At 61.8% G+C, this 25,501-nt stretch carries 15 protein-coding genes; 6 read left to right on the forward strand and 9 right to left on the reverse strand.

Annotated features, from left to right (window positions below):
- Positions 1 to 193: 193 nt before the first annotated feature.
- The 4 genes from ligA to TRP66_RS22735 form a co-directional block, all read right to left on the reverse strand.
- Entirely contained in the window at positions 194 to 2,557 is a 2,364-nt protein-coding gene (gene ligA, locus TRP66_RS22720; RefSeq protein WP_333407665.1) for an NAD-dependent DNA ligase LigA, read from the reverse strand.
- 115 nt (positions 2,558 to 2,672) lie between these two features.
- Positions 2,673 to 3,509 carry a cell division protein ZipA gene (zipA, locus tag TRP66_RS22725; RefSeq protein WP_333407667.1) on the reverse strand — a complete coding sequence of 279 codons (837 nt, stop codon included), beginning with the start codon at positions 3,507 to 3,509 and terminating at the stop codon, positions 2,673 to 2,675.
- A gap of 249 nt (positions 3,510 to 3,758) precedes the next feature.
- The gene (gene smc, locus TRP66_RS22730; protein ID WP_333407669.1) at positions 3,759 to 7,247 is read right to left on the reverse strand and encodes a chromosome segregation protein SMC; all 3,489 of its coding nucleotides are present in this window, start codon (positions 7,245 to 7,247) and stop codon (positions 3,759 to 3,761) included.
- 4 nt (positions 7,248 to 7,251) lie between these two features.
- On the reverse strand, positions 7,252 to 7,911 hold the full coding sequence (locus tag TRP66_RS22735; protein ID WP_333407671.1) for a GntR family transcriptional regulator: 660 nt from the start codon (positions 7,909 to 7,911) through the stop codon (positions 7,252 to 7,254).
- Between the two features lie 230 nt (positions 7,912 to 8,141).
- Here TRP66_RS22735 and guaD point away from each other — a divergent pair, with 230 nt between their 5' ends.
- Together guaD and TRP66_RS22745 are read left to right on the forward strand one after the other, a co-directional pair.
- Positions 8,142 to 9,452, forward strand: a complete 1,311-nt coding sequence (guaD, locus tag TRP66_RS22740; RefSeq protein WP_333407673.1) for a guanine deaminase — start codon at positions 8,142 to 8,144, stop codon at positions 9,450 to 9,452.
- 348 nt (positions 9,453 to 9,800) lie between these two features.
- Entirely contained in the window at positions 9,801 to 10,586 is a 786-nt protein-coding gene (locus TRP66_RS22745) for an outer membrane protein OmpK (protein ID WP_333407675.1), read from the forward strand.
- 62 nt (positions 10,587 to 10,648) lie between these two features.
- On the opposite strand, the gene TRP66_RS22750 is transcribed toward TRP66_RS22745, so the two are convergent.
- On the reverse strand, positions 10,649 to 11,557 hold the full coding sequence (locus tag TRP66_RS22750; protein WP_333407677.1) for a DUF808 domain-containing protein: 909 nt from the start codon (positions 11,555 to 11,557) through the stop codon (positions 10,649 to 10,651).
- 78 nt (positions 11,558 to 11,635) lie between these two features.
- Positions 11,636 to 11,848 (reverse strand): hypothetical protein, encoded by a 213-nt coding sequence (locus TRP66_RS22755; RefSeq protein WP_333407679.1) that lies wholly within the window; start codon positions 11,846 to 11,848, stop codon positions 11,636 to 11,638.
- Positions 11,849 to 12,131: 283 nt separating this feature from the next.
- On the opposite strand from TRP66_RS22755, the gene TRP66_RS22760 reads away from it, so the two are divergent.
- A complete protein-coding gene (locus tag TRP66_RS22760) occupies positions 12,132 to 13,763 on the forward strand; it encodes a methyl-accepting chemotaxis protein (protein WP_333407681.1) in 1,632 nt (543 codons plus the stop codon).
- A gap of 75 nt (positions 13,764 to 13,838) precedes the next feature.
- Positions 13,839 to 14,675: an aldo/keto reductase gene (locus tag TRP66_RS22765; RefSeq protein WP_333407682.1), complete on the forward strand. Its 837-nt coding sequence runs from the start codon at positions 13,839 to 13,841 to the stop codon at positions 14,673 to 14,675.
- A 111-nt stretch (positions 14,676 to 14,786) separates the two neighbouring features.
- On the opposite strand, the gene TRP66_RS22770 is transcribed toward TRP66_RS22765, so the two are convergent.
- Positions 14,787 to 15,980: an HlyD family secretion protein gene (locus TRP66_RS22770; protein WP_333407684.1), complete on the reverse strand. Its 1,194-nt coding sequence runs from the start codon at positions 15,978 to 15,980 to the stop codon at positions 14,787 to 14,789.
- Positions 15,977 to 17,656: an MFS transporter gene (locus TRP66_RS22775; protein WP_333407686.1), complete on the reverse strand. Its 1,680-nt coding sequence runs from the start codon at positions 17,654 to 17,656 to the stop codon at positions 15,977 to 15,979. Before TRP66_RS22775 ends, TRP66_RS22770 begins: the two co-directional genes overlap by 4 nt.
- A 272-nt stretch (positions 17,657 to 17,928) precedes the next feature.
- Here TRP66_RS22775 and TRP66_RS22780 point away from each other — a divergent pair, with 272 nt between their 5' ends.
- Entirely contained in the window at positions 17,929 to 19,050 is a 1,122-nt protein-coding gene (locus tag TRP66_RS22780; protein WP_333407688.1) for an enoyl-CoA hydratase/isomerase family protein, read from the forward strand.
- 3 nt (positions 19,051 to 19,053) lie between these two features.
- A complete protein-coding gene (locus TRP66_RS22785; protein ID WP_333407690.1) occupies positions 19,054 to 20,205 on the forward strand; it encodes an acyl-CoA dehydrogenase family protein in 1,152 nt (383 codons plus the stop codon).
- Positions 20,206 to 20,239: 34 nt separating this feature from the next.
- On the opposite strand, the gene TRP66_RS22790 is transcribed toward TRP66_RS22785, so the two are convergent.
- A complete protein-coding gene (locus TRP66_RS22790; protein ID WP_333407692.1) occupies positions 20,240 to 25,474 on the reverse strand; it encodes a dermonecrotic toxin domain-containing protein in 5,235 nt (1,744 codons plus the stop codon).
- Positions 25,475 to 25,501 lie beyond the last annotated feature (27 nt).

Genomic DNA, 25,501 nt, shown 5'->3' on the forward strand with positions numbered 1-25,501 from the left:
GTTGATACGCCTGAACGCCATGGCGCGGGATGGAACCCCGTGGAGGGATCAGCCGGTATGACGACGCCCGGATGAGGCGGGCTGCGCCCGCTCATCGGAGAGAGTCGAAAGACAGTTGGCTCCTACAGGTTTTCGTAGGAGCGGATTTATCCGCGAGGCGCCAGTACATCCAGCACTCTACCCGCAGGCGAATTCAGTCCACCGTTACCCCAAGCTCGGCAAGGCGCTTGAGAAACGCATCTTCGTCCAGCACCGGCAAGCCCAGCTGATTGGCTTTGGCAAGTTTCGAACCGGCTCCCGGCCCTGCCACGACCGTATGGGTCTTGGCCGAGACGGACCCAGCCACTTTGGCGCCGAGGCTTTCGAGTTTTTCCTTGGCAATGTCGCGGCTCATGATTTCCAGCGATCCGGTCAGTACCCAGGTCTGCCCGGCCAGGGGCAGGCCCTCGACTTCCTTGCGCTCGCTGCGCCAGTGCATGCCGAAAGCCATCAGTTGAGCTTCGATTGCGCGAGCACGCTCGGCGTTGACCGGCTTGTCAAAGTATTCACGCACCGCGACCGCCTGGCGCTCCGACAGGGTCTGGCGCATGTCCAGCCAGTCCGCCTCGATGATCCGGTCCAGGGTGCCGAACTTGTCGGCGAGCTTCTGCGCCGAACCGGGCCCCACGTACGGGATGTGCAGTTTGTCGATCAGCCCGCCAAGGGTCGTGCCGGCTGCCAGATCGGCGCTCAGTTCGCCCTCCTCCTGCAGCTCGAGGCCGCACTCGCCCAGCAGCGCATCGATGACATTGCGGTTGTGTTCGTCTTCGAAGAAGGCATGGATCTCGTGCGCCACTTCCTGGCCGATATCCGGCAGCCAGGTCAACACTTCCGGCAGTGCCTCCTGTACTCGCTGCAACGAACCCAGGGATCGCGCGAGCACTTTGGCGGTTTCTTCGCCGACATCCGGGATACCCAGCGCATAGATGAAGCGCGCAAGGCTCGGCTTGCGACTCTCGGCGATGGCACCAAGCAGTTTTCGGGTGGATATTTCGGCGAAGCCTTCCAGCCCGATGATCTGCTCATGACCCAGCTTGTAGAGATCAGCCGGCGAGCCGATGAGCTTTTCGTCGACCAGTTGCTCGATGGTTTTGTCGCCCAGGCCTTCGATGTCCATCGCCCGGCGCGACACGTAATGGATGATCGCCTGCTTGAGCTGCGCTGCGCAGGCCAATCGACCGATGCAGCGATACACCGCACCCTCGCTGACGGTTTCCTTGCCCTTGCTGCGCTTTATCAGCTGGGTGCGCTCCACATGGGAGCCGCAGACCGGACAGGTGCGAGGGACTTCGACCGCACGGGCGGTGTCCGGGCGACGCTCGGTCACGACCTGCACCACTTGGGGAATCACGTCTCCCGCACGACGGATGATCACCGTATCGCCGACCATCAGCCCCAGCCGCGCGACTTCATCCATGTTGTGCAGCGTCGCGTTGGCGACGGTCACGCCCGCGACCTTGACCGGTTTGAGACGTGCCACTGGTGTGACCGCCCCGGTGCGACCCACCTGAAACTCGACGTCCAGCAGCTCGGTGAGTTCTTCCAGCGCCGGGAATTTGTGGGCGATGGCCCAGCGTGGCTCGCGGGCACGAAAGCCCAACTCGCGCTGCGCCGCCAAGCTGTTGACCTTGAACACGACACCATCGATTTCGTAGCTTAGCGACAGGCGCCGCTCACCGATGTCGCGGTAGTAGTCCAGGCATTCCTCGATACCGTCCGCGAGTTTGAGCTCGCGGCTGATCGGCATACCCCATTCCTTGAGCCGATTCAGCACGCCCACGTGTGTATCGGCGATTTCTTCGGAAACCTGCCCAATCCCGTAGCAGCAGAATTCCAGCGGGCGGTTGGCGGTGATCTTCGAGTCCAGCTGGCGCAGACTGCCGGCCGCAGCGTTGCGAGGGTTGGCGAAGGTCTTGCCGCCGATTTCCAGTTGGCTGGCATTGAGCCGCTCGAACCCGGCCTTCGACATGAACACCTCGCCACGCACCTCCAGCACTTCAGGCCAGCCCGAACCATGCAGTTTGAGGGGTACGTTGCGGATCGTGCGCACGTTGACGCTGATGTCCTCGCCGGTCGTGCCATCGCCGCGGGTAGCGCCGCGCACCAGCGCGCCCTCGCGATAAAGCAGGCTCACCGCCAGGCCGTCGAGCTTGGGTTCGCAGCTGTATTGCACCCGGGCGCTCTCGCCCAGCAGATCGCCGGCCGGGATATCGAGGCCTTCGTTGACCCGGCGGCCGAAATCACGCAGGTCGGACTCTTCGAACGCGTTGCCCAGACTCAGCATCGGCAACTCATGACGCACTTGGGTGAAAGCCGACAACGCTGCGCTGCCGACGCGCTGGGTCGGCGAGTCGGGCGTTACCAGATGCGGGTTGTCCGCTTCCAGCTTCTTGAGCTCCTTGAACAGCCGATCGTATTCCGCGTCCGGAATGCTCGGCTCGTCCAGCACGTGATAACGGTAGTTGTGTTGATCCAGCTCGGCGCGCAGTTCAAGGATTCGAGTTTCGACGGCCTTCATACGGTGTTCCTTCAAAAAGCAAAAGAGCAGCCTTGGCTGCTCATTTTTGTATTAGAGGTCCACCCGACGGAGGCGCAACGCTCCCCGCTCGGGCGGATTCGCCATCCGGTGGCGATCAGCGGCGTTGAGTCAGGGCACGACGCTCGAATTCGACGATCCGCTGGCGGTAATGTTCAATGGTCTGCGCGGTCATGACACTGCGCTGGTCATCCTTGAGCTCGCCGTTCAGTTCATGGGCCAGCTTGCGGGCGGCCGCCACCATGACGTCGAACGCCTGCTTGGGATGACGAGGACCCGGCAGCCCCAGGAAGAAGCTGACGGCGCGGGTGCTGAAATGGTCGATGTCGTCCAGATCGAAAACACCCGGCTTGACCGCGTTGGCCATCGAGAACAGCACTTCGCCGTTGCCGGCCATGCTTTCATGACGATGGAAAATGTCCATCTCGCCGAACCGCAGGCCACTTTCCAGAATGTTCTGCAGCAGCGCCGGCCCCTTGAAACCACCTTCGTCGCGGGAGATCACGCTGATGACCAGCACTTCCTCGACCGGAGCCAGATCCTTGTCATCGCCGCCACGCTGAAGCTTGTCGTCGGCGATGTCATCGTCCCGCCCGGTGAACAGGCTCGGCCCGTCCATGTCCAGACTCAGGTCCGGCTCGTCCTTGCGTTTCTTCTCGTTCGCCGCGCGCTTGGGCTCGCGGGGCGTCGCGCTCATCGACGGCAGGTCCTGCTCGTCGAGCTGCGGTTCTTTCTGGGTTTCCAGTACACGGGATGGACCAAGCACTTCCGCGGAGGATGAGTCGTCATCGTCCGGCAGATTGGAGTAGCTCCGGTCGAGCCTGAATTTCAGTTTTCCCTTGCCGCCGCGCATACGGCGCCAGCCGTCGAAGAGAATACCGGCAATGACAATGATGCCGATGACGATCAGCCACTCGCGCAGACCGATTTCCATGTAATCCAGTGCCTCTAATGAAAATTCTTGAAATAAGGGCCTAAACCCCTTTAATACGTGGTGCCAAGTCTATGTTCTGACTGGCATTTTGCCCACGGGAAAATAAAAAGTGGTCACTAAACTAGCACGACCAAAGGCAACTTTACACCGTCTGTTACGTCTGTCTGCTTTGTAAATTGACAGGTATCGCACTGAAGTCACAACTTTCATCCATCCGGGGCGGTTTCATGCAGGCAAAGCCTGTCCGGCTCAGGCGTCCACGAGGGCCATCGCCTCTTCGACGTCCACGGCCACCAGTCGTGAACACCCGGGTTCATGCATGGTCACGCCCATCAATTGATCGGCCATTTCCATCGCGATCTTGTTGTGAGTGATATAGATGAACTGCACTGTCTCGGACATTTCCTTGACCAGTCGGGCGTAACGTCCGACGTTGGCGTCGTCCAGCGGCGCGTCGACTTCGTCGAGCATGCAGAACGGCGCGGGGTTGAGTTTGAAAATGGCAAACACCAGGGCCAGGGCCGTGAGTGCTTTTTCCCCGCCGGACAGCAAATGAATCGTGCTGTTTTTCTTTCCGGGCGGGCGCGCCATGATTGTCACCCCTGTATCGAGTAGATCTTCGCCCGTCAGTTCCAGATAAGCCGAGCCGCCACCGAAAACTTTTGGAAAAAGTGCCTGGATTCCACTATTTATCTGATCGAAGGTCTCCTTGAAGCGGTTGCGGGTTTCCTTGTCGATCTTGCGGATCACGTTTTCCAGGGTGTCCAGGGCTTCGACCAGATCGGCATCCTGGGCATCGAGATAGCGCTTGCGCTCGGACTGCTGCTGATACTCATCGATTGCCGCAAGGTTTATCGCACCCAGACGCTGGATGCGCGCACCAATGTTTTCCAATTGTTGCTCGGCGTCGGCTTCGCTGGCTTGCGGGGTTAACGTGGCGAGCACGCCGTGCAGGTCGTAGCCGTCTTCCAGCAACTGGTCCTGCAACGTCTTGCGACGCACGGTCAGCGACTGCCAGTCCAGACGTTGCTGTTCCAGTTGACCGCGCAACAGTTGGGCCTGTTGCTCGGCCTGAGTCCGGCGCTTCTCCACCTCGCGCAGCTCGCGGTCGGCGTCTTCCAACGCCAGTTTGGCGATGCGCATCTCGTCATCGACCACCATACGCTTTTCCAGCAATTCTTCGAGCTTGAGGCGCAGTTCTTCCAGGGGCGCGGCGCCCTCCTCCAGGTTCAAACTCAACTGCTCGCGTTTTTCGCTCAGGCGTTCGGACTGCATCTGCAAGCGCTCCAGCGCCTGTCGCGTTGAATCGTGCTGCGCCCGTAGCGAGCCCAGACGCACCGCCAGCTGGTGGCTGCGATCCTTGTGCAGACGCGCATCCTGCCGCACTCGATCCAGCCGCTCGCGCAGGCTGTCGCGCCGGGCCTGGAGAAGTTCACGCTGCTCGGTGTCCTGCGCCATCGCATCGAGCGCATCCTGCAGTTGCAAGCGCGACTCGCCCAGCTCTTCGTGCTCGATGGCGCGCTGCTCCGCCAGTTCGGCCAGTTCCTCGTCCAGACGCCCGCGGCGCAGGGTCAATTGCTCGACCTTGGCCCGCGCCGCCGACAGCTGTGCATTGAGCTCGCTGTGCTGGCGTGCCTGATCCTGCAACTGACGGCGCAGGTGCTCGCGGGTCTCTTCTTCACGGGTCTGCTGTTCGCGCAGGCTCTGCAATTGCTCGTCGAGAACGGCCAGCGCCGCTTCGCGCTCGTCCCGTTCCAGCGCCAGCGCGCCGAGTTCCTGAGCCCGGGCGAGCACGCCGCTCTGCGCCTCGCTGGCACGTCGAACGCGCAGAAAATTTCGGCCTACCCAGTAACCGTCGCGGCTGATCAGGCTCTGTCCATCGCCCAGTTGCGAGCGTCGCGACAGTGCCTCGTCGAGGGTTTCGACCGGCAGCACCTGGCCCAGCCACGCGGAGAGGTCGACGGCGCTTTGTACTTTGTCCAGCAGGCTGCCCGGCGAGGACGAGCTGCCTGGCGCACCACTGTGCAGACGCAAATCGCCCTGGCGAAAGGCGGCCAGATCCAGATCGGAGAAATCGTCCACCAGCACGGCTTGCAGGTCCGCGCCCAGCACGGCTTCCACCGCCAGTTCCCAGCCCGGCTCGACACTCAAGCCTTCGGCGAGCCGCGGCCGGTCCGCCAGTTGTTGATCGCGCAGCCACTCGGCAGTACCGGTGTCCGGGTCGAGCGCGGCCTGCTGCAAGGCTTCGAGTGACGCGAGCCGGCCATCGAGCCGTTGCAGCTCGCCCTGCGCCTGCTGCTGCGACTGCCCGGCGGCCTGCAGGTCCTGGCGCATTTGTTCCAGTCGCTCGACGGCCTGCTCTTCCGCCATTCTCAGCTCGTCGAGGGTCAGCTCGCGGGTCGCCAGCTCTTCGGTCAGCTCAAGAATCACCGCTTCTTCCGGCGCTTCGACCAGCGACTGACGCTCTTCGCCCAGACGCCGCTGGCGCTCGGCGAGGCGTTCCATGCTCTGTTCGAGCTGCTGAATCCGCGACTGCTGGACCTGTGCCTGACGCTGGGGTTCGACGGACTGCTGGTTGAACCGGTCCCACTGCTCCTGCCAGCCCTGCATGTTCGCTTCGGCGTCTTCCAGGGCAACGGCCGACTCTTCGGCGGCCGCGCTGGTCATTTCCTGTTCGGGTTCAAGCATTTCCAGCTCTTCGCCCAACGTGGCCAACAGCGTCGTGTCGTGGCCCAGATGCGATTCGGTTTCCTGGCGTGCCCGTTCGGCCTCGCGCAAGTCGTCCTGCAACTGACGCAGGCGCTGCTGACCATGCTGAATACTCTGCTCGACTCGCGCTATATCGCCGCCGACCGAGTAGAAGCGCCCCTGCACCTGGTTGAAGCGCTCGGACAGGTCGTGATGGCCGTCACGCAGGCGCTCGATACCCGCGTCGGCGTTGCGCTGCTCGGCCACCAGTGCTTCGAAGGCCACTTCTTGATCGCCGATCACCGCCTCGCGCTGTCCCACCTGCTCGTTGAGCGCCTGCCAGCGCAAGGCCGACAGCTGCGCCTTGAGCTGGCGCTCTTCGGCTTTGTATTCCTGATATTTCTCCGCGGCCTGGGCCTGCCGATGCAGGCGTTCGAGCTGGCGCTCCAGCTCTTCGCGCAAGTCAGTCAGGCGCGCCAGGTTTTCGTGGGTCCGGCGAATGCGGTTCTCGGTTTCGCGACGGCGCTCCTTGTACTTGGAAATGCCGGCGGCTTCTTCGATGAAGTTGCGCAGATCCTCGGGCTTGGCCTCGATCAGCTTGGAGATCATGCCTTGTTCGATGATCGAGTAACTGCGCGGACCCAGGCCGGTCCCCAGGAAGATATCGGTGATATCCCGGCGCCTGCACTTGGTGCCGTTCAGGTAATAGCTGTTCTGGCTGTCGCGGGTGACCTTGCGGCGAATGGAAATCTCCGCGTAGGCGGCGTATTCGCCCACCAGCGTGCCGTCGGAATTGTCGAACACCAGTTCGATGCTCGCCTGGCTTACCGGCTTGCGGCTGGTGGAGCCGTTGAAGATGACGTCCGTCATCGACTCGCCACGCAAGTTCTTGGCCGAGCTTTCGCCCATGACCCAGCGCACCGCGTCGATGATATTGGATTTGCCGCAACCGTTGGGGCCGACCACAGCCGCCATGTTGCTGGGGAAGTTCACCGTGGTGGGGTCGACGAAGGATTTGAACCCCGCCAGCTTGATGCACTTCAGGCGCATGGATTCAACCCGCGTTCAGCGCGGTCAAGACCAGCCGACAGCTGCGCTGACCGTAGCTGAGCAGCACGCTGCGCACTTTCGCCAGATCGCGGGCCAGCACCGCTTCGAGCAGCTCGTCGAACAGCGCCAGATAGCCGCTCATTTCCGCCTTGCGCTCGTCCAGCGCCAGGAAATAACTGCGGTTCATGGACGGCTGCAGGTTTTCCACCGTCTCTTGCAGATAAGGGTTGGCGGCGAACGGGTAAGCCGCGCGCATCACGTTGAAGCTCTCTTCGACGAAGCTGCGCACATCCGCGTTCTCGTGGCTGGCGCGCAGGCGAGCCTGGATGTCGAGAAACGGCAGCAGGTCTGCTTCGGTCTGCCAGCGGGTGGCGACGGCCGTAGCGAGCAGCACGTACAACTCGCTCATCAGCGTGCACAGGCTGGTGACATTGTGCGCGTCGAGCACCGTGACCTGCGCGCCGCGACGCGGCAGGATCGCCACCAGATGGCGCCGTTCCAGGATCAGCAACGCTTCGCGAACCGAGCCACGACTGACGTTCAGCGCCTGGGTGACCTTCTGCTCCTGAATGCGCTCCCCAGGCTGGAGCTCGCCGCGAATGATCCGGTCGGCGAGGTGGTGAGCGATCTGCTCGGCGAGGCTGTCCGGGGCCTTGAACGTCATGGCTGTCCTTCAGGAACGATTGAATATACAAGCCGCGGAGTGTATCGCAACGGCAGCTGTGGCGCAGGGCCATTGCATGGCGACTGCAACGAAAGATGACCAGAATCATCGCTGTTGTCGCCGCCGGGGACATCGCTGCTTACAATGCATATCCGGCCCGAACGAGACTTCGGCCGAATCGATTGCCCAATCGCTGCCCGCCGCGCCGCGACAGCCGACATGAGAATCTTATGAGTCCGAAATCAAGCCGTACCGCCTACCGCGCCTCGATCATCCACTGCATCGCCGACCCCGCCGAAGTTCCGGCCGACGACGCCTGCCGCTATTTCGCGGACGGCCTGCTGATCGTGGAAGACGGGATCGTCCAGGCAGTCGGCGAAGCCAGCGACCTGCTCGCCACGCTGGGCAGTGATGTGACCCTTGTCGAATATCCCGATGCGCTGATCACTCCCGGCTTCATCGATACCCACATCCACTTGCCACAGACTGGCATGATCGGCGCCTATGGCGAGCAACTGCTCGACTGGCTGCAGACCTATACCTTTCCCTGCGAGCGTCAGTTCCAGGACCCGGCGCACTGCGCCGAAGTCGCCGACATTTTCCTGGCCGAGCTGCTGCGCAACGGCACGACCACGGCGCTGGTGTTCGGCAGCGTGCACAAGGAATCAGTCGAGGCGCTGTTCAGCGCGGCCGAGAAGCTCGACCTGCGGCTGATCGCCGGTAAAGTGATGATGGACCGCAACGCCCCGGACTATCTGGTCGATACGCCTGAGTCGGGCTATGCCGACAGCAAGGCCCTGATCGAACGCTGGCACGGCAAGGGCCGCCTCAGCTATGCGGTCACGCCGCGCTTCGCGCCCACCAGCACCCCGGAACAACTGGCCCTGGCCGGACAGTTGCTGGGCGAATACCCCGGCTTGTACATGCAGACCCACATCAGCGAAAACCTTCAGGAAGTAGAATGGGTCAAGGCGCTGTTTCCCGAGCGCAAGCATTACCTGGACGTCTACGACCACTATCAGTTGCTGGGCGAGCGCTCGGTGTTCGCCCACGGCGTGCATCTGTGCGACGCCCAGTGCGCGCGTCTGGCCGAAACCGGCTCGGCCATCGCATTCTGCCCGACGTCCAACCTGTTCCTGGGCAGCGGCCTGTTCGATCTGCCCATGGCCGAGCGGCATCAGGTCAATGTCGGCCTGGGCACCGACGTGGGCGCGGGCACCAGCTTCTCGATCCTGCAAACCCTCAACGAAGCCTACAAGGTGATGCAGCTGCAAGGCGCACGTCTCACGCCATTCAAATCGTTGTACCTGGCTACCTTGGGCGGGGCCCGCGCCCTGCGTCTGGAAGACAAGGTCGGCAGCTTCCAGCCGGGTAACGAGGCGGACTTCGCGGTGCTGGATTACAAGGCTACCCCGCTGCTGTCCTACCGTCTCAAACAGGCGAAGGATATCGAAGAGATCCTGTTCGTGCTCATGACGCTGGGAGACGACCGGGTCGTGAGCCACACCTATGCGGCCGGGCGTCTGGTGCATCGCCGCTGACGAAAACGACACCGCGCATCGCACCGGCCAGAGCGGCGCGCGGGTATTCCGTCCCGTGCCACTTGAGCCGCCCCCTTCGAGCCAGTATCCTCCGCCGCCGCTGTCGATCGGGAACTCATTCCAGGATTCCCGCCGCCCGTTCAACCGGGCGGCCAATCGGCAGCGCGCCCGTTCCTGCCAGACACTGCCGGACCGAACCTCCAAACATTCCGAGGTTCCCGGAAGTGCGGACGGCTATTGGGCTGCGCGCCTGCCACAAGCAAGGCGAGCAGACCGACACGTTATGACTTGGGGACAAGCGCCGACAAAGAGCGCGATCCCGACTTTATCGAACCAGGGGAGCACCGCATGAAACGTATTTTTTCCAACCTGTTGCTGGCGGGTAGCCTGCTGACAGCCGGACCGGCATTGGCCGACGGTCTGTTCCAGTGGCAGAGCAACAGCCTGACCTACCTCAACGGTCGGGACTTTGCGGTCAACCCGCACATTCAGCAGACCTTCACTTTCGAGCATGCGGATGCCTGGAAGTACGGTGACAACTTCCTCTTCGTCGACAAGATCTTCTACAACGGCAAGGGCGACGCAACCTCGGGCGACAATACCTACTACGGCGAAATCTCTCCGCGTCTGTCGATGGGCAAGATCTTCGGTCAGAAATTCGAATTCGGCCCGATCACCGACGTGCTGCTGGCCGCGACCTATGAGTTCGGCGAGGGCGACAACGAATCCTACCTGATCGGTCCTGGATTCGATCTGGCAATTCCCGGCTTCGATTACTTCCAGCTCAATTTCTACCATCGCCAGACCAAGGGCAATCGCGCCGGCGACGGCGTGTGGCAGATTACCCCGGTGTGGTCCTACACCATCCCGGTGGGCAAGTCGGATGTGCTGATCGACGGGTTCATCGACTGGGTGGTCGACAACGATCGCAATTCCCAGGGCAGCTACCACGCCAACCTGCACATCAACCCGCAGATCAAATACGACCTGGGCAAAGCGCTGAGCATGCGCGACCGCCAGCTCTACGTCGGCATCGAGTACGACTACTGGAGCGACAAGTACGGGATCAAGGACTCCGGGGCCTTCGATACCAACCAGAACACCGCCAGCCTGCTGGTCAAAGTGTTCTTCTGACCTTTGCTGTCCGCATGAAAAAGGGCGCCTGCGTGGCGCCCTTTTCATTCATCCATCCGCCATCAGGCCCTGGCGCTTTTCCAGACTTTGCTCACCAGCGTGAACGCCAGCACCAGCACGGCGCCTGCGACGATACCTGCCACGGCGTCCAGCAAGGTCGGCACGATCACCGCCACAGCGCCGGCCGCTGAAGCGACCTGACCGGTTACGCCTTCAACCAGGTGATGCAGGAACGGCAGGCCATGCACCAGAATGCCGCCACCGACCATGAACATCGCGGCCGTCCCCAGGATCGACAGCACTTTCATCAATACCGGCGCCAGCCATAGCAGGCCGTTGCCGATGGCTTGAGCAGCCGAGCCGGCCTTTTTCTTCAGGTACAGGCCCAGGTCATCGAGCTTGACGATACCCGCGACCAGCCCGTAAACGCCCAGCGTGATGACCAGCGCGACGATCACCAGCACGCCGACCTGATCCAGGAACGGCCTGGACGACACCACGCCGAGCGCCAGTACGATGATCTCGGCCGACAGGATGAAGTCGGTACGTATCGCGCCTTTGATGCGCTCTTTCTCGAACGCGACCATGTCGACCTTGGCGTCGGCGGCGGCCGTCTTGCGCTCTTCGTGTACGGCACCGGTTTCGGGGTGCAGCCATTTATGGGCGATCTTCTCGAACCCTTCGAAGCATAGGAATGCACCGCCGATCATCAGCAATGGCGTGATCAGCCAGGGGACAAAGGCGCTGATCAACAATGCGGCGGGGACGAGAATGGCCTTGTTGAGCAGGGAACCCTTGGCAACCGCCCAGACCACCGGCAACTCGCGGTCAGCGGACACGCCGGTGACTTGCTGCGCATTGAGCGCCAGATCGTCGCCGAGCACACCAGCGGTTTTCTTGGTAGCGAGCGCTACGTCGTCGAGCAGCGTTGCGATGTCGTCCAGCAGGGTCAACAGACTTCCAGCAGCCAAAATGAATATCCTTGATCGATAGTGAAACGTGAACGACACGTATTGAATCACAGCCAGGGGTGATTGGCGTGACATCGTTCAGACCAGGACTGGCGTCGTTGGTTTACTGGCTACGGACATTGCCCTGCCTACTGTAGGAGCCAGCTTGCTGGCGAGCTGCCGCAGCGCGGCAGCACAAACCGCGTTGTCATTCATCGCCAGCAAGCTGGCTCCTACGGATACGCGCTGGAAATCACTGACTCCCAAACGCAAAAAACCCGCCGAAGCGGGTCGTTTTGCAAACATGACCATCCCGACATCCTGTCGGCGGCCTCCTGGCTATGGTCGATCCTCCCTGACCACCGCAGCGATCCATCGCTGCAGCTGTTGAATCGAATCCTACCCCCCACCAGCCGCCGAGAACATAGCCATTTGCCTGACTTGCTGTAAGTCATTACCTACATAAAGAGACCCGCGTAAAAAAACGTGACTCCCTGCTCAGGTTTGGTCATTTCGGGCCGAGACGCTTTAGAGAAGAACCGAAACCCAGCCGGGGCTTGCTCAAAACAACAATAAGGATATCGGGGAAATGACCATGAACTTGCGCAGTTTGACCATAGGCCGGCGGTTGTGGCTGATTCTCTTTGTCGCGGTACTGATGCTTTTCGTACTGGCGGCCGCCATGCTCAAGCAGATCCACGACGATCTGTATCGTGCCAAGGCCGAGAAAACGACGCATGTGGTGCAGACCGCCAGCGGCCTGCTCGCCTACTATCATGGGCTGGAAACCGCGGGCTCGCTGACTCGCGAAGCAGCGCAACAGCAGGCGCTTCAGGCGATCCGGACCCTGCGCTACGGGCAGAGCGACTATTTCTGGATCAACGATTTGCGCCCGGCGATGGTCATGCATCCGACCAACCCCAAGCTCGAAGGTCAGGACCTGTCCGGCATCCGCGACCCCGACGGGTTTGCCGTCTTCAACGAGATGGTGACGATCGCCCGCGGTAAGGGCGCCGGGCTTGTCGATTATCGCTGGCCCAAGCCTGGTGCCAGCGAACCGGTGAGAAAGACGTCTTACGTACAGCTGTTTCAGCCTTGGGGCTGGGTGCTGGGTTCGGGAGTCTATGTCGACGACGTCGCCGCCGAGTTCCGGCAGCAGGTGATCCATGCCCTGCTCTACAGCGCGGCCATCGTGCTGGTCATGATGGTGCTGCTCGGGTTGATCGTACGCAGCATCGTCAGGCCGCTTCGCACCGCCGTTCAGGCCATGGCGAACATTTCCAGCGGCGAAAGCGACCTGACCCGCACCCTGGAGACCGACGGCAAGGATGAGGTCGCCGAGCTGGCCCGGCATTTCAACGCTTTCGTCGCCAAGCTGCGCAACGTCGTAAGCCAGCTGCAGACGTCCGCCGTGGGTCTGGCCGGTGCTTCCACTGAACTGGGCCGCAACGCCGAGCAGGCTCAGTCGCGTAGCCAGCAGCAGTCGCAGCAGATGGACCTGGTGGCCACCGCCGTCAACGAGGTGACCTACGGGGTGCAGGATGTGGCGAAGAATGCCGAGCATGCCGCCAGTGAGATGCGTGACGCGGAATCCCAGGCGCAGCAGGGCCAGGTCAACATCGACAACAGTCTGCGGCAGATCGAACATCTGTCCGCGACCATCGGCCAGGCTGTCGAAGTCATGCAGACCCTGGCAAGCGAAAGCACTCAGATCGGCAGCGTACTGGAGGTGATCAGTTCCATTGCCGAGCAGACCAACCTGCTGGCGCTCAACGCCGCCATCGAAGCGGCACGGGCCGGCGAACAGGGTCGCGGCTTTGCGGTGGTGGCCGACGAGGTAAGGCTGCTGGCCCAGCGCACCCAGAAATCAACGGCCGAAATCCAGGCCATGATCGAACGCCTGCAGCGTCATTCCGATGCGGCGGTGAAGGTGATCGGCGATTCCAGCCGGTCTTCGCAACTGACCATCGAGCAGGCTCATCAGGCCGGACAGAGCCTGACCTCCATCAGTCAGGCGCTGCGTAATCTCAACAGCCTGAACGCTTCGATTGCGAGCGCCACGCTACAACAATCCCATGTGGTCGACGACATCAACCAGAACGTGACGCAGGCCGCTCAGCTCTCCCAGAGCACCGCTCTGGCGGCCGAGCAGTCGACCGACGCCAGCCAGCACCTGCTCGGACTGAGCGAGCAGCTCAACGGCCTGCTCAGACAGTTCCGCGTCTGACCTGCGCTGCGACGACCCGCATGGAACCTGATGCGGGTCTTGTTGCCAGAGGCCTATCACTGGGAGGGCGTATAGATGCGCACACTGCAAATGGCCGGCCACGACGTGCCGGTCCTGGGCCAAGGCACCTGGCACATGGGCGAGAACGAAGATCGGCGCTCGGCCGAGATCGCCGGGCTGTGCCTGGGCATCGAGCAAGGGCTGACCCTGATCGATACCGCCGAGATGTATGCCGAAGGTGGCGCCGAGGAAATCGTCGGCCAGGCGATTGCCGGGCAGCGGGACAAGGTGTTCATCGTCAGCAAGGTGTATCCGCACAATGCCGGTCGCGCCGCCATGCAGCGCTCCTGCGAAGCGAGCCTGCGGAGGATGAAGACCAACCATATCGATCTCTATCTGCTGCACTGGCCGGGTCAGCACCCGCTGGAGGAAACGGTCGAAGCCTTCGAGCGTCTGCGCGAGGCGGGCAAGATCGGCCGCTGGGGCGTGTCCAACTTCGATGTCGCCGACATGATCGAACTCGACGGGATTCAGCGGCCCGACTCGCCCTGCGCGACCAATCAGGTGCTCTACAACCCGGAACAGCGCGGGATCGAATTCGACCTGCTGCCCTGGTCCGCCAGCCGGGGTCTGCCGACCATGGCCTACTGCCCGATCGGTCAGGCCGGTGACCTGCTGCACCACCCCGCCCTGCAGGAAGTCGCCCGGCGCCACGACGCGACGCCGGCACAAATCTGCCTGGCCTGGGTGCTGCGTCAGGACAACATGATCGCGATTCCCAAAGCGACCGATCCGCACCACATTCGTCTGAACGTGGCTGCGGCGGATATCCGGTTGACCGCGCAGGATCTAGCCGATCTGGATCGGGCCTGGCCAGCGCCGACGCGCAAGAAATCGCTGGCGATGGTCTGACACGGGACCCATCGCCAGCAAGCTGGCTCCTACGACCTGTAGGAGCCAGCTTGCTGGCGATGAACGATTACGCGGTGGGTCTGATACACCAAGCCGTCAACGCTGCGAAGCTCAAGGCCCGGTCGGATCCGGCGGCACGTCGCCTTCGCCGCTGGTATCGATGCTGACGACAACCGACATGCCCGGCCGCAGGCGCTCGGCCATCGGCTGGTCAGGATCGACGATGATCCGCACCGGAATGCGCTGGGAGATCTTGACGAAGTTGCCGGTGGCGTTATCGGCCGGCATCACACTGAACTCCGACCCGGTAGCCGGGGAGATGCGCTGCACCCGGCCATGCAGCTTGTGGTGATCGAGCGCATCGACCGTAAAGCTCACCGGTTGACCCAGACGCACGTCGGCCATCTGCGTCTCTTTCATGTTGGCGACGATCCATAGCCGGCTTGGCACCAACGCCATTAACTGGGCACCCGAGTTGACGTAAGCCCCCAGACGCACGCCGATCTGCCCCAACTGACCGTCGCGCGGCGCGGTGATCCGCGTGTTGTCCAGGTCGATCCGCGCTAGCTCGATAGCCGCCTCGGCGTTGGCCACCGAGGCCTCCAGCGATCCTCGATTGACGATCACCGTTTGCAGGTCTTCCCTGGCAATCGCAACCGCCGCCCTGGCTTCGGCCACGGCGGCCCTGGCCTGGGCATCGGCGGCCTGGGCGACGTCCAGTTCACTTCTGGAAATCGATCCGTCGGTGACCAGCGCCTTGCTGCGCCGCAGGTCCGCCCCGCTCTTGGTGCTTTGCGCGATCGCATTTGCCAGCTCGGCCTCGCGCTGGGCAATGGTCGCCTGCGCGCTGCGGCGCTGCTGCACGTTGTTGGCCAACGAAGCCTTCTGCACGGCCAGTTGCGCCAGCGCCTGATCCAGACGTTGACGGTAGATACGATCATCCAGCCGGACCAGCAGGTCGCCGGCCTTGACGAACTGGAAGTCCTGCACCGGCACTTCGTGAACGTAACCGCTCAGCTGCGGACCGATCACAGTGGTCTGCCCATGCACCCGGGCGTTTTCCGTGCTCTGGATCGGGCTGCCGAATGGCGGCAGCTGCCAGGCATAGAGCACGATCAGCACGCCGATCAGGGCAATGGCCGCGAAGATCGCCGAGGAGATGATCCGTTTGCGAGGTGAACTGGGCTGGCTTGTCACAGGCGCTTTGAGCGGCGCCGGCGGCGGGCCGTCGGAGCGGTTCCCGGGCTCCCCGCCAGGGGCGGGAGTGCGGGGCGAGCTGTTATCGGACTGCGTAGGTTCGGTCATACGGGTCGGGTACCGCCAGGGGTTACGGAAGGCGCGGGCGCGGGCGCCACAGGGGCCAGCGCCAAGGGCTGGGTCGTCAGCTTGAGCCAGAGCACGCGCAGGGAAATCCAGATCATTGTCAGCACCGCAATCAGGGCGATCAACATGAACACATCGTTATACGCCAGCACATTGGCCTCGCGAGTCGCCGCCGTCGCCAGCGCACTCACGGCGTGGGTATTGCGCAGGGCCGGATCTGCGATGTGCCCGGCGTAGCCGGCGGCATAGCTCTGAATGCGGGCCTGAACCGTCGGATCGATCAGCGTCAGGTGTTCGACAATATGGCTGGAATGAAATTTCTCGCGCACGATCTGGAAGCTGCCCAGCGCTGCCGAGCCGATCAGCCCGCCCAGGTTCTGGGTGATGCCGAACAGCACGGAAAAACTCACCATGTTGCGCGGGTTGGCGAGCACGCCACTGATGCCCAGCACCAGCGTCGGGCCGAGGAAAAAGGTGCCGCCGAATGCCAGCAGGAACTGGCTGACATACATGTTCGACTGGCGGGTCAGGTTGGTCGAGCCGCTGTCCATCCAGGCGCCCACTGCCATCATCGCCAGCGAGATCAGCAGCGGCTTGATCAGGTGCGCCGGATTGATCGTCAGGGCACTGACCGCGAGACCCGCGATGCTGCCCAACAGCATCACCAGATAAAGCGTGTGCAGTTGCTGGCTGCCCATGTTGAGCGCCTGAAGAAAACCCACCGCGCCTGTCGACTGCTCTGACAGCACGATGCGAAACAGCATCACTGCCAGGCCCAGTCGCAGGATCGCGCCGCTGCCCAGCCAGCGCGTGATCAGCAGGGGGTTGCGGCGATTATGCTCGATGGCGAGCCCGGCGCAGATCAGCACGATGGACGCCGCCGAGGCAACGCCGATCCATGGCGCCTCCAGCCACCATTCGATGCGTCCCAGCGACAACACTGCGCACAGTAGCGCCACGCCGGTGGCCAGCAGGGCGAAGGTCACGAAGTCGAGCTTCTCGAATGCCTTGAAGCGGTCACCCGGCGGAAGTTTCAGGACCAGCACACAGCCCAGCGACACCAATGCCATGCCGAGCTCGAACAGGTAGAGTCCGCGCCATTCGGCGATCTGCAGCAGATCCTCCGACACCAGCCGCGCCAGCGGCGTCGCCAGCTGCGCGGTGCCCAACCCCAGGACCATGGCCTTGACACGCCATTTCTGCGGGAAGGCCTGAATCATGTAATACAACCCAAGGGTGCTCAGCGCCGCACCGACCATTCCATGGGCCGCACGTACGGCGATGGCCGATTCGATATCGTTGACGAACAGGTGCGCCAGCGTCACCAGCACGTACAGCACCAGGAACAATTCGGTGAAGGCGCGCAACCCGTACTGCTGGCGGAACTTGACCAGCAGCAGGTTCATCGACACGTTGGTCATGATGTAGGCGGCGGGCAGCCAGGCAATATCCTGAGAGGTCGCACCCAGCGCACCTTGCAAATAAGGCAGGTTGGCGACCACCAATGCGTTGCCCAGGCCGCCGGTCAACGCCACGATCACCCCGATAATCGCGAACGCCCAGCGCCGCGGCGTGGAATGCAGCGGCGTGGACGGCGAGCCGGGCATGCTCGGACGTTCGTGGGGCGCCCACTCGCGCGGCGCGTACTTGTCACTCATCAGGATCGGTCACGGGCAAAGTCAGTATGGAGTTGAGCCTGATCGACTCCCCTGTGTGACAGCAACCAACAGCAGAATATTCATCGCAACCCGATCCGGACCTTCCGCGAAGTTGGCGGGTCCGATGCCACGGAGGCTATTCCGCGGGCCAGCCATCACGCTGCCGTGCCGTCTTGCATTGCACTCGCGCGCTGCTAGGATCAGCTGCGTGCGCCGGCGAACACAAGAATAACAAGCGAACATGAAGACCGAACATGAACAAGGAGTTCAGCATGAGTTCACAGGTTTCACCCGCCTTTTCGCCACGCCAGGCATCCCGGACCGCAACCGTACTGGTCGATGTCCGCAACCACATCGGCCATTTGACCCTCAATCGCCCGGCCGGGCTGAACGCGCTCACTCTGGAGATGGTCCGCACGCTCAGAAATCAGCTCGACGCCTGGAGCGAAGACGATGCCGTGTATGCCGTGGTGCTGCGCGGGGCCGGTGAGAAGTCGTTCTGTGCCGGCGGGGACATCCGCGCGCTGTACGAAAGCTGGCAGGCGCGCCAGACCGATCTTGGGCCGGCGGGCGAACCGCCCCACATGACCTTTTTCGCCGAGGAGTACGCACTAGACCAGCTGCTGCACCATTACCGCAAGCCGGTTCTGGCGCTGATGGACGGTCTGGTCCTGGGCGGCGGCATGGGCCTGGCGCAAGGCGCGGAGCTGCGCGTCGTCACCGAGCGCAGCCGGCTGGGCATGCCGGAAGCGGCCATCGGCTATTTCCCGGATGTCGGCGCCAGTTACTTTCTTTCGCGCCTGCCCGGTCAACTGGGCAAATACCTGGCCCTGAGCGGCGTGCAGATCGGTGCCGCCGATGCGCTCTACTGTCGGCTGGCCGACTGGGCCATGGACAGCGCCCTGCTTCCCCGTCTGGACCATATGCTCGACCATCTGAAATGGAAGTCCACGCCGCTCAAGGATTTGCAGGGTGCGCTGGCGAAAGTGGCCAGTCAGCATCTCCCCTCCCCGCCGCTGGAGACTCTGCGCCCGGCCATCGACCACTTCTTTGCGCTGCCTGACATCGCGAGCATCATGGAACAATTGCGGGAAGTCACTGTGGCCAACTCGCGTCAGTGGGCACTGGAAACCGCCGAACGTATGCAGGCCCACTCGCCGCTATCCCTGGCGGTGACCCTGGCAATGCTTGACCGGGGACAGCATTTGCCGCTGGCCGCCTGCCTTGCGATGGAGCTGCATCTGGATCGGCAATGGTTCGAACGCGGCGATTTCATCGAAGGCGTGCGCGCCCTGATCATCGACAAGGACAAGAAGCCGCGCTGGAAGCACACCTCTGCGCAGGACGTGACGTCCGCCGAGGTGGAGGCTTTCTTCAGTGGCCTGGAGGCTTGAATCGTGCAAGACATCGAATTGACCGAAGAGCAGGTGATGATTCGCGATATGGCGCGCGAGTTTGCCCGCAATGAAATCGCTCCACACGCGCACGCCTGGGAAAAGGCCGGCTGGATCGACGACGGGCTGGTGGCGAAGATGGGTGAGCTGGGCCTCTTGGGCATGATCGTGCCGGAACAATGGGGCGGCAGCTATGTCGACTACGTGGCCTACGCGCTGGCCGTGGAGGAAATCTCCGCGGCCGATGCCGCCGTCGGTACGCTGATGAGCGTGCACAGCTCGGTGGGCTGCGGTCCGGTGCTCAATTTCGGCAATCAGCAACAACAGCAGCAGTGGCTCGAAAAGCTGGCGAGCGGCCAGGCCATCGGCTGCTTTTGCCTGACCGAGCCGCACGCCGGCTCCGAGGCGCACAACCTGCGCACCCGCGCCAGGCTCGAAGGCGACGAATGGGTGATCACCGGCGCCAAGCAGTTCGTCAGCAATGGCCGCCGGGCACAACTGGCGATCGTGTTCGCGGTGACCGATCCGGAACTGGGCAAGAAAGGATTGTCGGCATTTCTGGTTCCGACCGACAATCCGGGGTTCGTGGTCGAGCGCAGCGAGCACAAGATGGGCATTCGCGCCTCGGACACCTGCGCGGTGAGCTTCGTCAACTGTCGCATACCGGCGGCCAACCTGCTGGGGCAGCGCGGCAAGGGGCTGGCGATTGCCCTGTCGAATCTGGAAGGCGGCCGGATCGGCATCGCCGCGCAAGCGCTGGGCATCGCCCGCGCCGCGTTCGAGGCGGCGCTGCGCTATGCCCGCGAGCGGGTGCAGTTCGACAAGCCGATCATCGAGCACCAGAGCATCGCCAACCTGCTGGCCGACATGCATACCCGCATCAACGCGGCCCGGCTGCTGGTCCTGCATGCGGCCCGGCTGCGCAGCGCAGGCCAACCCTGTCTTTCGGAAGCCTCACAGGCCAAGCTGTTCGCCTCGGAGATGGCCGAACGGGTCTGCTCCAAGGCGGTCCAGATTCATGGCGGCTACGGTTATCTGGAGGACTATCCGGTCGAGCGGTATTACCGCGATGCCCGGATCACCCAGATCTACGAAGGCTCCAGCGAAATTCAACGGCTGCTGATCGCCCGCGAGCTGCGCGACTATGTGCTGTAAGCCTTCTCCGCAGCGCTCTGCCCAAGGAGCCGACTTAACGCCGGGGGTTGAAACGCTCGCGTCCGAGCAAGGTTATCAGCAGCGCTACGCTATCGGCATTGCTCATCATCAACTCTGCCCGCTTGTTCTGATCGGCGTAAAAGACATCTCGAGCCTGCTCGAGCGTTTTCGCGCCGGTCACGCGCAGAATCGTTTGTTTGGCATCACCATCGCTGCGACTCAGATCACGCCATGATCCTTCCTCCGCTCGTCTGAAAAGCCTGCTTCGATCAGTGTTGTAAGACAGCGTTCGTTGCTGCTGCTCCATGATCTCGTTTTTCTGCGTCAACCGGTACGCACTCGAGTCGTCGAGCAAGTCGATATAAGGCCTTTCGGCATCCACGTAGACAATGTCGTCGGTATGGAGCACCAGATGGGTCAGCTCATGGAGCAGGATGGTTGCGTAATGATGTGATGCCGCGCTGAACGTTCCAGCCCGAACGACTTGAGTCTTCAAGCGGTGAACAGGCACCCGAAAGAACTTTTCAGTCAGGAAGAATCTTTCCTGCGGGTCATGGCGGAAAGTGAAAGCAGTGATGGATTCGTGCCATTGACGATTGATGCCGACGACGAAGCGGTCCGAGTTCTGGGGCGACAGGGAAGGATGCACGAGGCTCTCATAAAGCTTGACCACTGCGCGCCTGATAGACCTGTATAACGTGGTATCTGGTCGATGCTGCGAAAAGTACTCGTCGACCACACGCTGCGTGGTGGGGTGAACCGTCCCCGTAGACGGACGTGGGGTCAGATTGTCGATGCAGTTTTCAAGGTAGACACGTGCTTGCTCATGCCCGCTTTCGATAGCGGCTGCCCAACCGGTGGACTTGCGCCGGATTTCACGCATCCCACGGGCTTCAACCATGAGCATGTCATCGACCTCACGGTCCACGGCCGTCCCTCTCAGCCGACTGCCAGAGACACCCCCGCCTTTCAGCCCACCGAAGGTCAACTGCCACCTCTGATTCTCGCCCAGCACTACGGCCGGCCCCCACCGGTCGTCGATCACGATGAACCAGTGGTCCTGCTGGCGCGCGATCTGATACACCGAACCGCTGATAGCTACGTAGGCTCGACCTTCACTATCGGCATACGTACTCGTCAACTCATTCTTGCGCAACGTATTGAGCGCTACATCATGGGCCTCGAAGGCACGCAGCCGGCTACGCAGTTCCGGGGTTGGCTCACTGTTGCGCCAGCTGAAATCCAGGTAAGCCGCGGAACTCGCGGAGCCAGTCGTAGCTTCTGGATCGCGGGTGCTTTCCAATGCCGTGGCGTCCTCCTTGACGGCGTCTCCCGCTTCATCAATCCGGGTGGCCGCCGTCTGCCCAGACTCGTGCCGCGTCGCGATAAGCGTGCCCACCGCCGCAGTGAACTCCGAAAAGGCCTTGCCCCATTCACGTTCGCCGGCAGATGTAGCGGATGCCTTGAACAGGTCTCTGCTCTGCCAGACGCCCACCAGAGCCCCCAGGCGACCGGGCAGAAACGCGAGAGTCTGCTCCGCGCCCAGCCCGAACAGATAGCGAGATGACCTGCGCTGCTCCTGCTCGTTAGTGACCACGATCTTGCGGACGCTCCACAGGTAGCAACTGAGCATGTCCCTGAACAACAGCTCCAGCGCATTACCTTCGTAGGCCGTGATCTCCATGGTCACGGGTTTGGGACGGAACAGGGGAACGTCGAACGATGACTCCGTGCTGAAAGGCAGATGTGGTTCCTGGAACCCGCCGTTCGCGTATATCTTGCGCTGGGCCTCGTCAATGCGTTCGAGCAAGTAAGCCTGAAGCGTGCTGGACGTTCGAATGTCCTGCAACAGCGCTGCCTTGTCAGGGTATTCCTTGAAAACGAAGTCGCCGATCAGGGAATACAGAATCCAGGGCCCGGTGTTCTGGTCTTGTGGCGCGATGACATAGGTTCCCAGCACAATGGCCGTGTCGGGACTTGAGTCATCCGGCCTCAAGCGCAGAGGACTGATCGTTGCGTATTGCCCCTTGACCTTCAATCGCGCCAGGCCGTCAGGCATTTCCAGAATTGAACCGATCAAGCGGCGGGCATCTTCGCTAAGCCCGCCTTGCAGACGCAATGTAAGCGCCCTGAGCATTTCCAGCGCGGGCAACTGTCGGGCAAAAAGTTTCTGGCGCTTGCCGTAGTCCGGACTGTCTTTACCGAATGCTTTGCTCAGTAGTGCCACATAGTCTTGGGCAACGTTAAGCTTGTTCACCAGCTCGCGAATGTATACCGGTGTCAGCTTTGGGTCGGGCGGGGAGCCGTCCGCCATCCTGACAGACAAAATACCTTCTTGTGCGGCGTAAAAGCGGTTGGCGGCAAAATCGCTGAGGGTCTCGGTCGCCGACCGAGTAGCAGCCGGCAGCGCCTGAGGGACTGACCCCGTCGCCACGGGCGCCATCACATAGGATGTCAGAGTGATATTGATGAGGTCGGGATCTAGCTCCCGGTTCGGTAGATCAATGTTCAACTGGTCACGAACCCGCTGCCGGGCATAATGTTGAAGCATTGGAATGTCGAACAGAAAACCTTCGTTCAGGGCGCAGGTGATGTAAAACCTCTGCATGGCCTCCATGAGCTTGTCCTGGTCGATCCAGGACGCGTCCCTGATCCATTCGGGAACAATGGTCAGGCTGACAATCTCGCGAATGGCGTTTCGCAGCTCCGAAAGCATTCGCCGATTGACCTCATCTCGCTCGCAAATGTAGAGCATGTTGATAAAGTCATTGGACGTGAGGCGCCAGGCGGCGGCGTCCTGGCAAGCGTCGAGCGCGTTCACCACCTGACGCTCCGTGTCGGTGGTCTGAAGGGCATCAATCAGATTACCCTCGATATCGGTCAGCACGACCCGTATTTCAGGCGCCGTCGTGCTGGCGAGATAATCTTCCAGCCGTCCGCGATCCGGGTCCGGCATCAGATCATACAAAGCTTTCCCACCCCCCGTTTCCGTCAATCGCGCCGTCAGCTCGGCTTCCAGAGCGCTTAGGGAGGCGAAATCGCCGATGCCCATCCCTGCCGCCCACATCACCAAGCGATCCGGCGTATCGCATTGCGTCAGGATTAAGGCATTGTGTAGCGCAACGACTTCTTGCGCACCGAAGCTCAGTGCGACTGCAGAGCGTTGCACTCGGCCCTGACCCAGCGTTTTCTGAAGCACGTCGACCGGCCGGTCGAGCACCTGTTCGATCATGTCCAGCGCGTCAGCATCAACCTTTTTCAGGCGTCGCTGAATAAGAATTTCCAGTCGCAGCGCTTGTTCACGCACACGCCCGTTGATGGCCGCTGGTGATATCTGGGCATTTCCACGGCGCAGCGGCGTCTTGTAAAAATTGCGCAGCCTTTCTGCGTATCGCGTCGGGAATTCCTTGACCACTCGCTTTACGATCTGCATCAGCAGGTCGAGCGGCAACACGTCTACCTGCAGGTAATTTCCCGCGCTTTCGCGCTGGACGATCCAGTCGGCGGGCATCGCCAGGTCGACGGCCCCCGTGATGGCTTCCAGAATGTACGACGGGAGGCATCTTCGGGAAGCGCCCTCCCCACGCCCGACCCAGAGTGACCGGGCGTCAAGTCCGGGTTCCGCCAGTACGGCCAGGTACCGATTCAACGCCTCACCAATAGCGACATCCGCCTCTTGGTGAAGGTCAGCGACCTGGTTGACCTGCGTTTCCAGCCTGTCGACCTGATCAGCCCATGTTTCGAAAAGCAACCGCATGTCATCGCCGTGCTGTGACGTCGCCTCCTCAACTGAATCCCAGATGCCATGAAAGTCAGCTCGCCTGGTCGTCCAGCGCCAGGACCCGCCGAGATCCAACAGCCGGCAGTCGAGCAGCTGCCGAATGTCCAGCGCATCGTCGATCCGTACCGGTGCCTGATCGTAGCCAACCTTCGGCAGTGCGAGCACGTGATTCAAATTGCGTTGCTGCAATTCGATGACATCGGCCATGAGCGTGGCGAAGACAGGCGCGGCGACTTTCTGGTACTGCAACTCCAGAATGCCATTCTGCGAAATCAGGATGTCGTGCTCGACCACGTCTGCGTGTGCCAGCAAAACCCTTTGCGTGGGCGTGTCGGTCAAATATTCAGTGAGTGTGTTGCGGTCCCTGACGTGGACGAAGCCATAAGCTGATGAAAACAGATACAGGCCAGCAGAACTCAGGCCAGGGCACTCGAGGAGCATCAGCCCTGACAGCTTGATTGCTGGCCGACCCTCGACGCTGACTGAAATGCTTTCAACGGTGAGGCCGACCACCTCCTGTTGCGCTCCCGGCTGCGGGAGCAGTTGACGGAACCGGCGGTACATCGGCAAGTCAAGCTCGTTGCCGGCGTGAATTTTCAGCAGGTTCTGACGAAACGCATCGGCCAGTGCATCCGCCCCCGCTTGCTGCATGGACTGCGCCCCAGCCCAAGCGCAAGCCCAGTACGCGGTGAGCAATTTGCGATAGGCCAGCGAAACCTGATCCGACGCGTCGCTCAAAGCCTGTCGATACAGCCCGCTCTGATCCTTGTCGAGAACGGCCCCCTGACCGTCCAGAAATTGCCAGTTCAGTCCGTCCTCGAGCTGTTGGCCCATGTAGAGCTGATAAGCGGTTTCGGCCAGGGTCTGCGCCTTGAGTACGACGGCGACGGAAGCGTTATCCTCCGAGCGGCGGCGATTGACCACTTGCACCAGATGCGTAAATACATCGACAGATGGTGCGCTGAATTTGTCGACTTCGCCCTGCAGCGCTTCACCAACGGCCTTTTGCAGCGTAGGCAAGTTATGCAGAGTACTCGCGAGACGGTCCAGATGCGCAGCCTGCTGCTCCAGGATCAACTCCATGCGCCGAGTGAATGGATCATCCTTTACATGTTCGAGATCAATTTCCTGCCCGCCTGATCCTGCTTCCGGGAACTGCTGTTGCAGTGCGGCCAGGAGTGCATCCCGGGTAGCGTATTCCTTGATGCCGAACATGATGGTGCTCAGATAAATCGGCCCGGCCGGACGGGCGACTTCGCTAATGATGAGCGCGCCGGCCAATTCGGCGCTGACGGGCGTCCGACCACCGATCAGCAGTCGATCCACGCGGGGCATGATCTCGGTGGTCTGTTCGCTTTCTACCAGCGCGCGGAGCCATTCGGCGACGGCGATGGTGATGCGAGAAGCATCGACAGCCTCGTCGATGTCCTTGGCGTATCGGCGCCGGAGCGCTTCATCGTGAAAATAGGGGACTGCTGTTGCTGACATGTGCCGTTTCCTTGTTCCTGATTACAC

This window comes from Pseudomonas sp. JDS28PS106, from assembly GCF_036706555.1.
Taxonomy (GTDB): domain Bacteria; phylum Pseudomonadota; class Gammaproteobacteria; order Pseudomonadales; family Pseudomonadaceae; genus Aquipseudomonas.

Excerpts from the sequence above, each read along its gene's own strand:
- ligA (WP_333407665.1), bottom strand. The coding sequence starts at position 2,557 with ATGAAGGCCGTCGAAACTCGAATCCTTGAACTGCGCGCCGAGCTGGAT.
- zipA (WP_333407667.1), bottom strand. The coding sequence starts at position 3,509 with ATGGAAATCGGTCTGCGCGAGTGGCTGATCGTCATCGGCATCATTGTC.
- smc (WP_333407669.1), bottom strand. The coding sequence starts at position 7,247 with ATGCGCCTGAAGTGCATCAAGCTGGCGGGGTTCAAATCCTTCGTCGAC.
- TRP66_RS22735 (WP_333407671.1), bottom strand. The coding sequence starts at position 7,911 with ATGACGTTCAAGGCCCCGGACAGCCTCGCCGAGCAGATCGCTCACCAC.
- guaD (WP_333407673.1), top strand. The coding sequence starts at position 8,142 with ATGAGTCCGAAATCAAGCCGTACCGCCTACCGCGCCTCGATCATCCAC.
- TRP66_RS22745 (WP_333407675.1), top strand. The coding sequence starts at position 9,801 with ATGAAACGTATTTTTTCCAACCTGTTGCTGGCGGGTAGCCTGCTGACA.
- TRP66_RS22755 (WP_333407679.1), bottom strand. The coding sequence starts at position 11,848 with ATGGTCATGTTTGCAAAACGACCCGCTTCGGCGGGTTTTTTGCGTTTG.
- TRP66_RS22760 (WP_333407681.1), top strand. The coding sequence starts at position 12,132 with ATGAACTTGCGCAGTTTGACCATAGGCCGGCGGTTGTGGCTGATTCTC.
- TRP66_RS22765 (WP_333407682.1), top strand. The coding sequence starts at position 13,839 with ATGCGCACACTGCAAATGGCCGGCCACGACGTGCCGGTCCTGGGCCAA.
- TRP66_RS22770 (WP_333407684.1), bottom strand. The coding sequence starts at position 15,980 with ATGACCGAACCTACGCAGTCCGATAACAGCTCGCCCCGCACTCCCGCC.
- TRP66_RS22775 (WP_333407686.1), bottom strand. The coding sequence starts at position 17,656 with ATGAGTGACAAGTACGCGCCGCGCGAGTGGGCGCCCCACGAACGTCCG.
- TRP66_RS22780 (WP_333407688.1), top strand. The coding sequence starts at position 17,929 with ATGAGTTCACAGGTTTCACCCGCCTTTTCGCCACGCCAGGCATCCCGG.
- TRP66_RS22790 (WP_333407692.1), bottom strand. The coding sequence starts at position 25,474 with ATGTCAGCAACAGCAGTCCCCTATTTTCACGATGAAGCGCTCCGGCGC.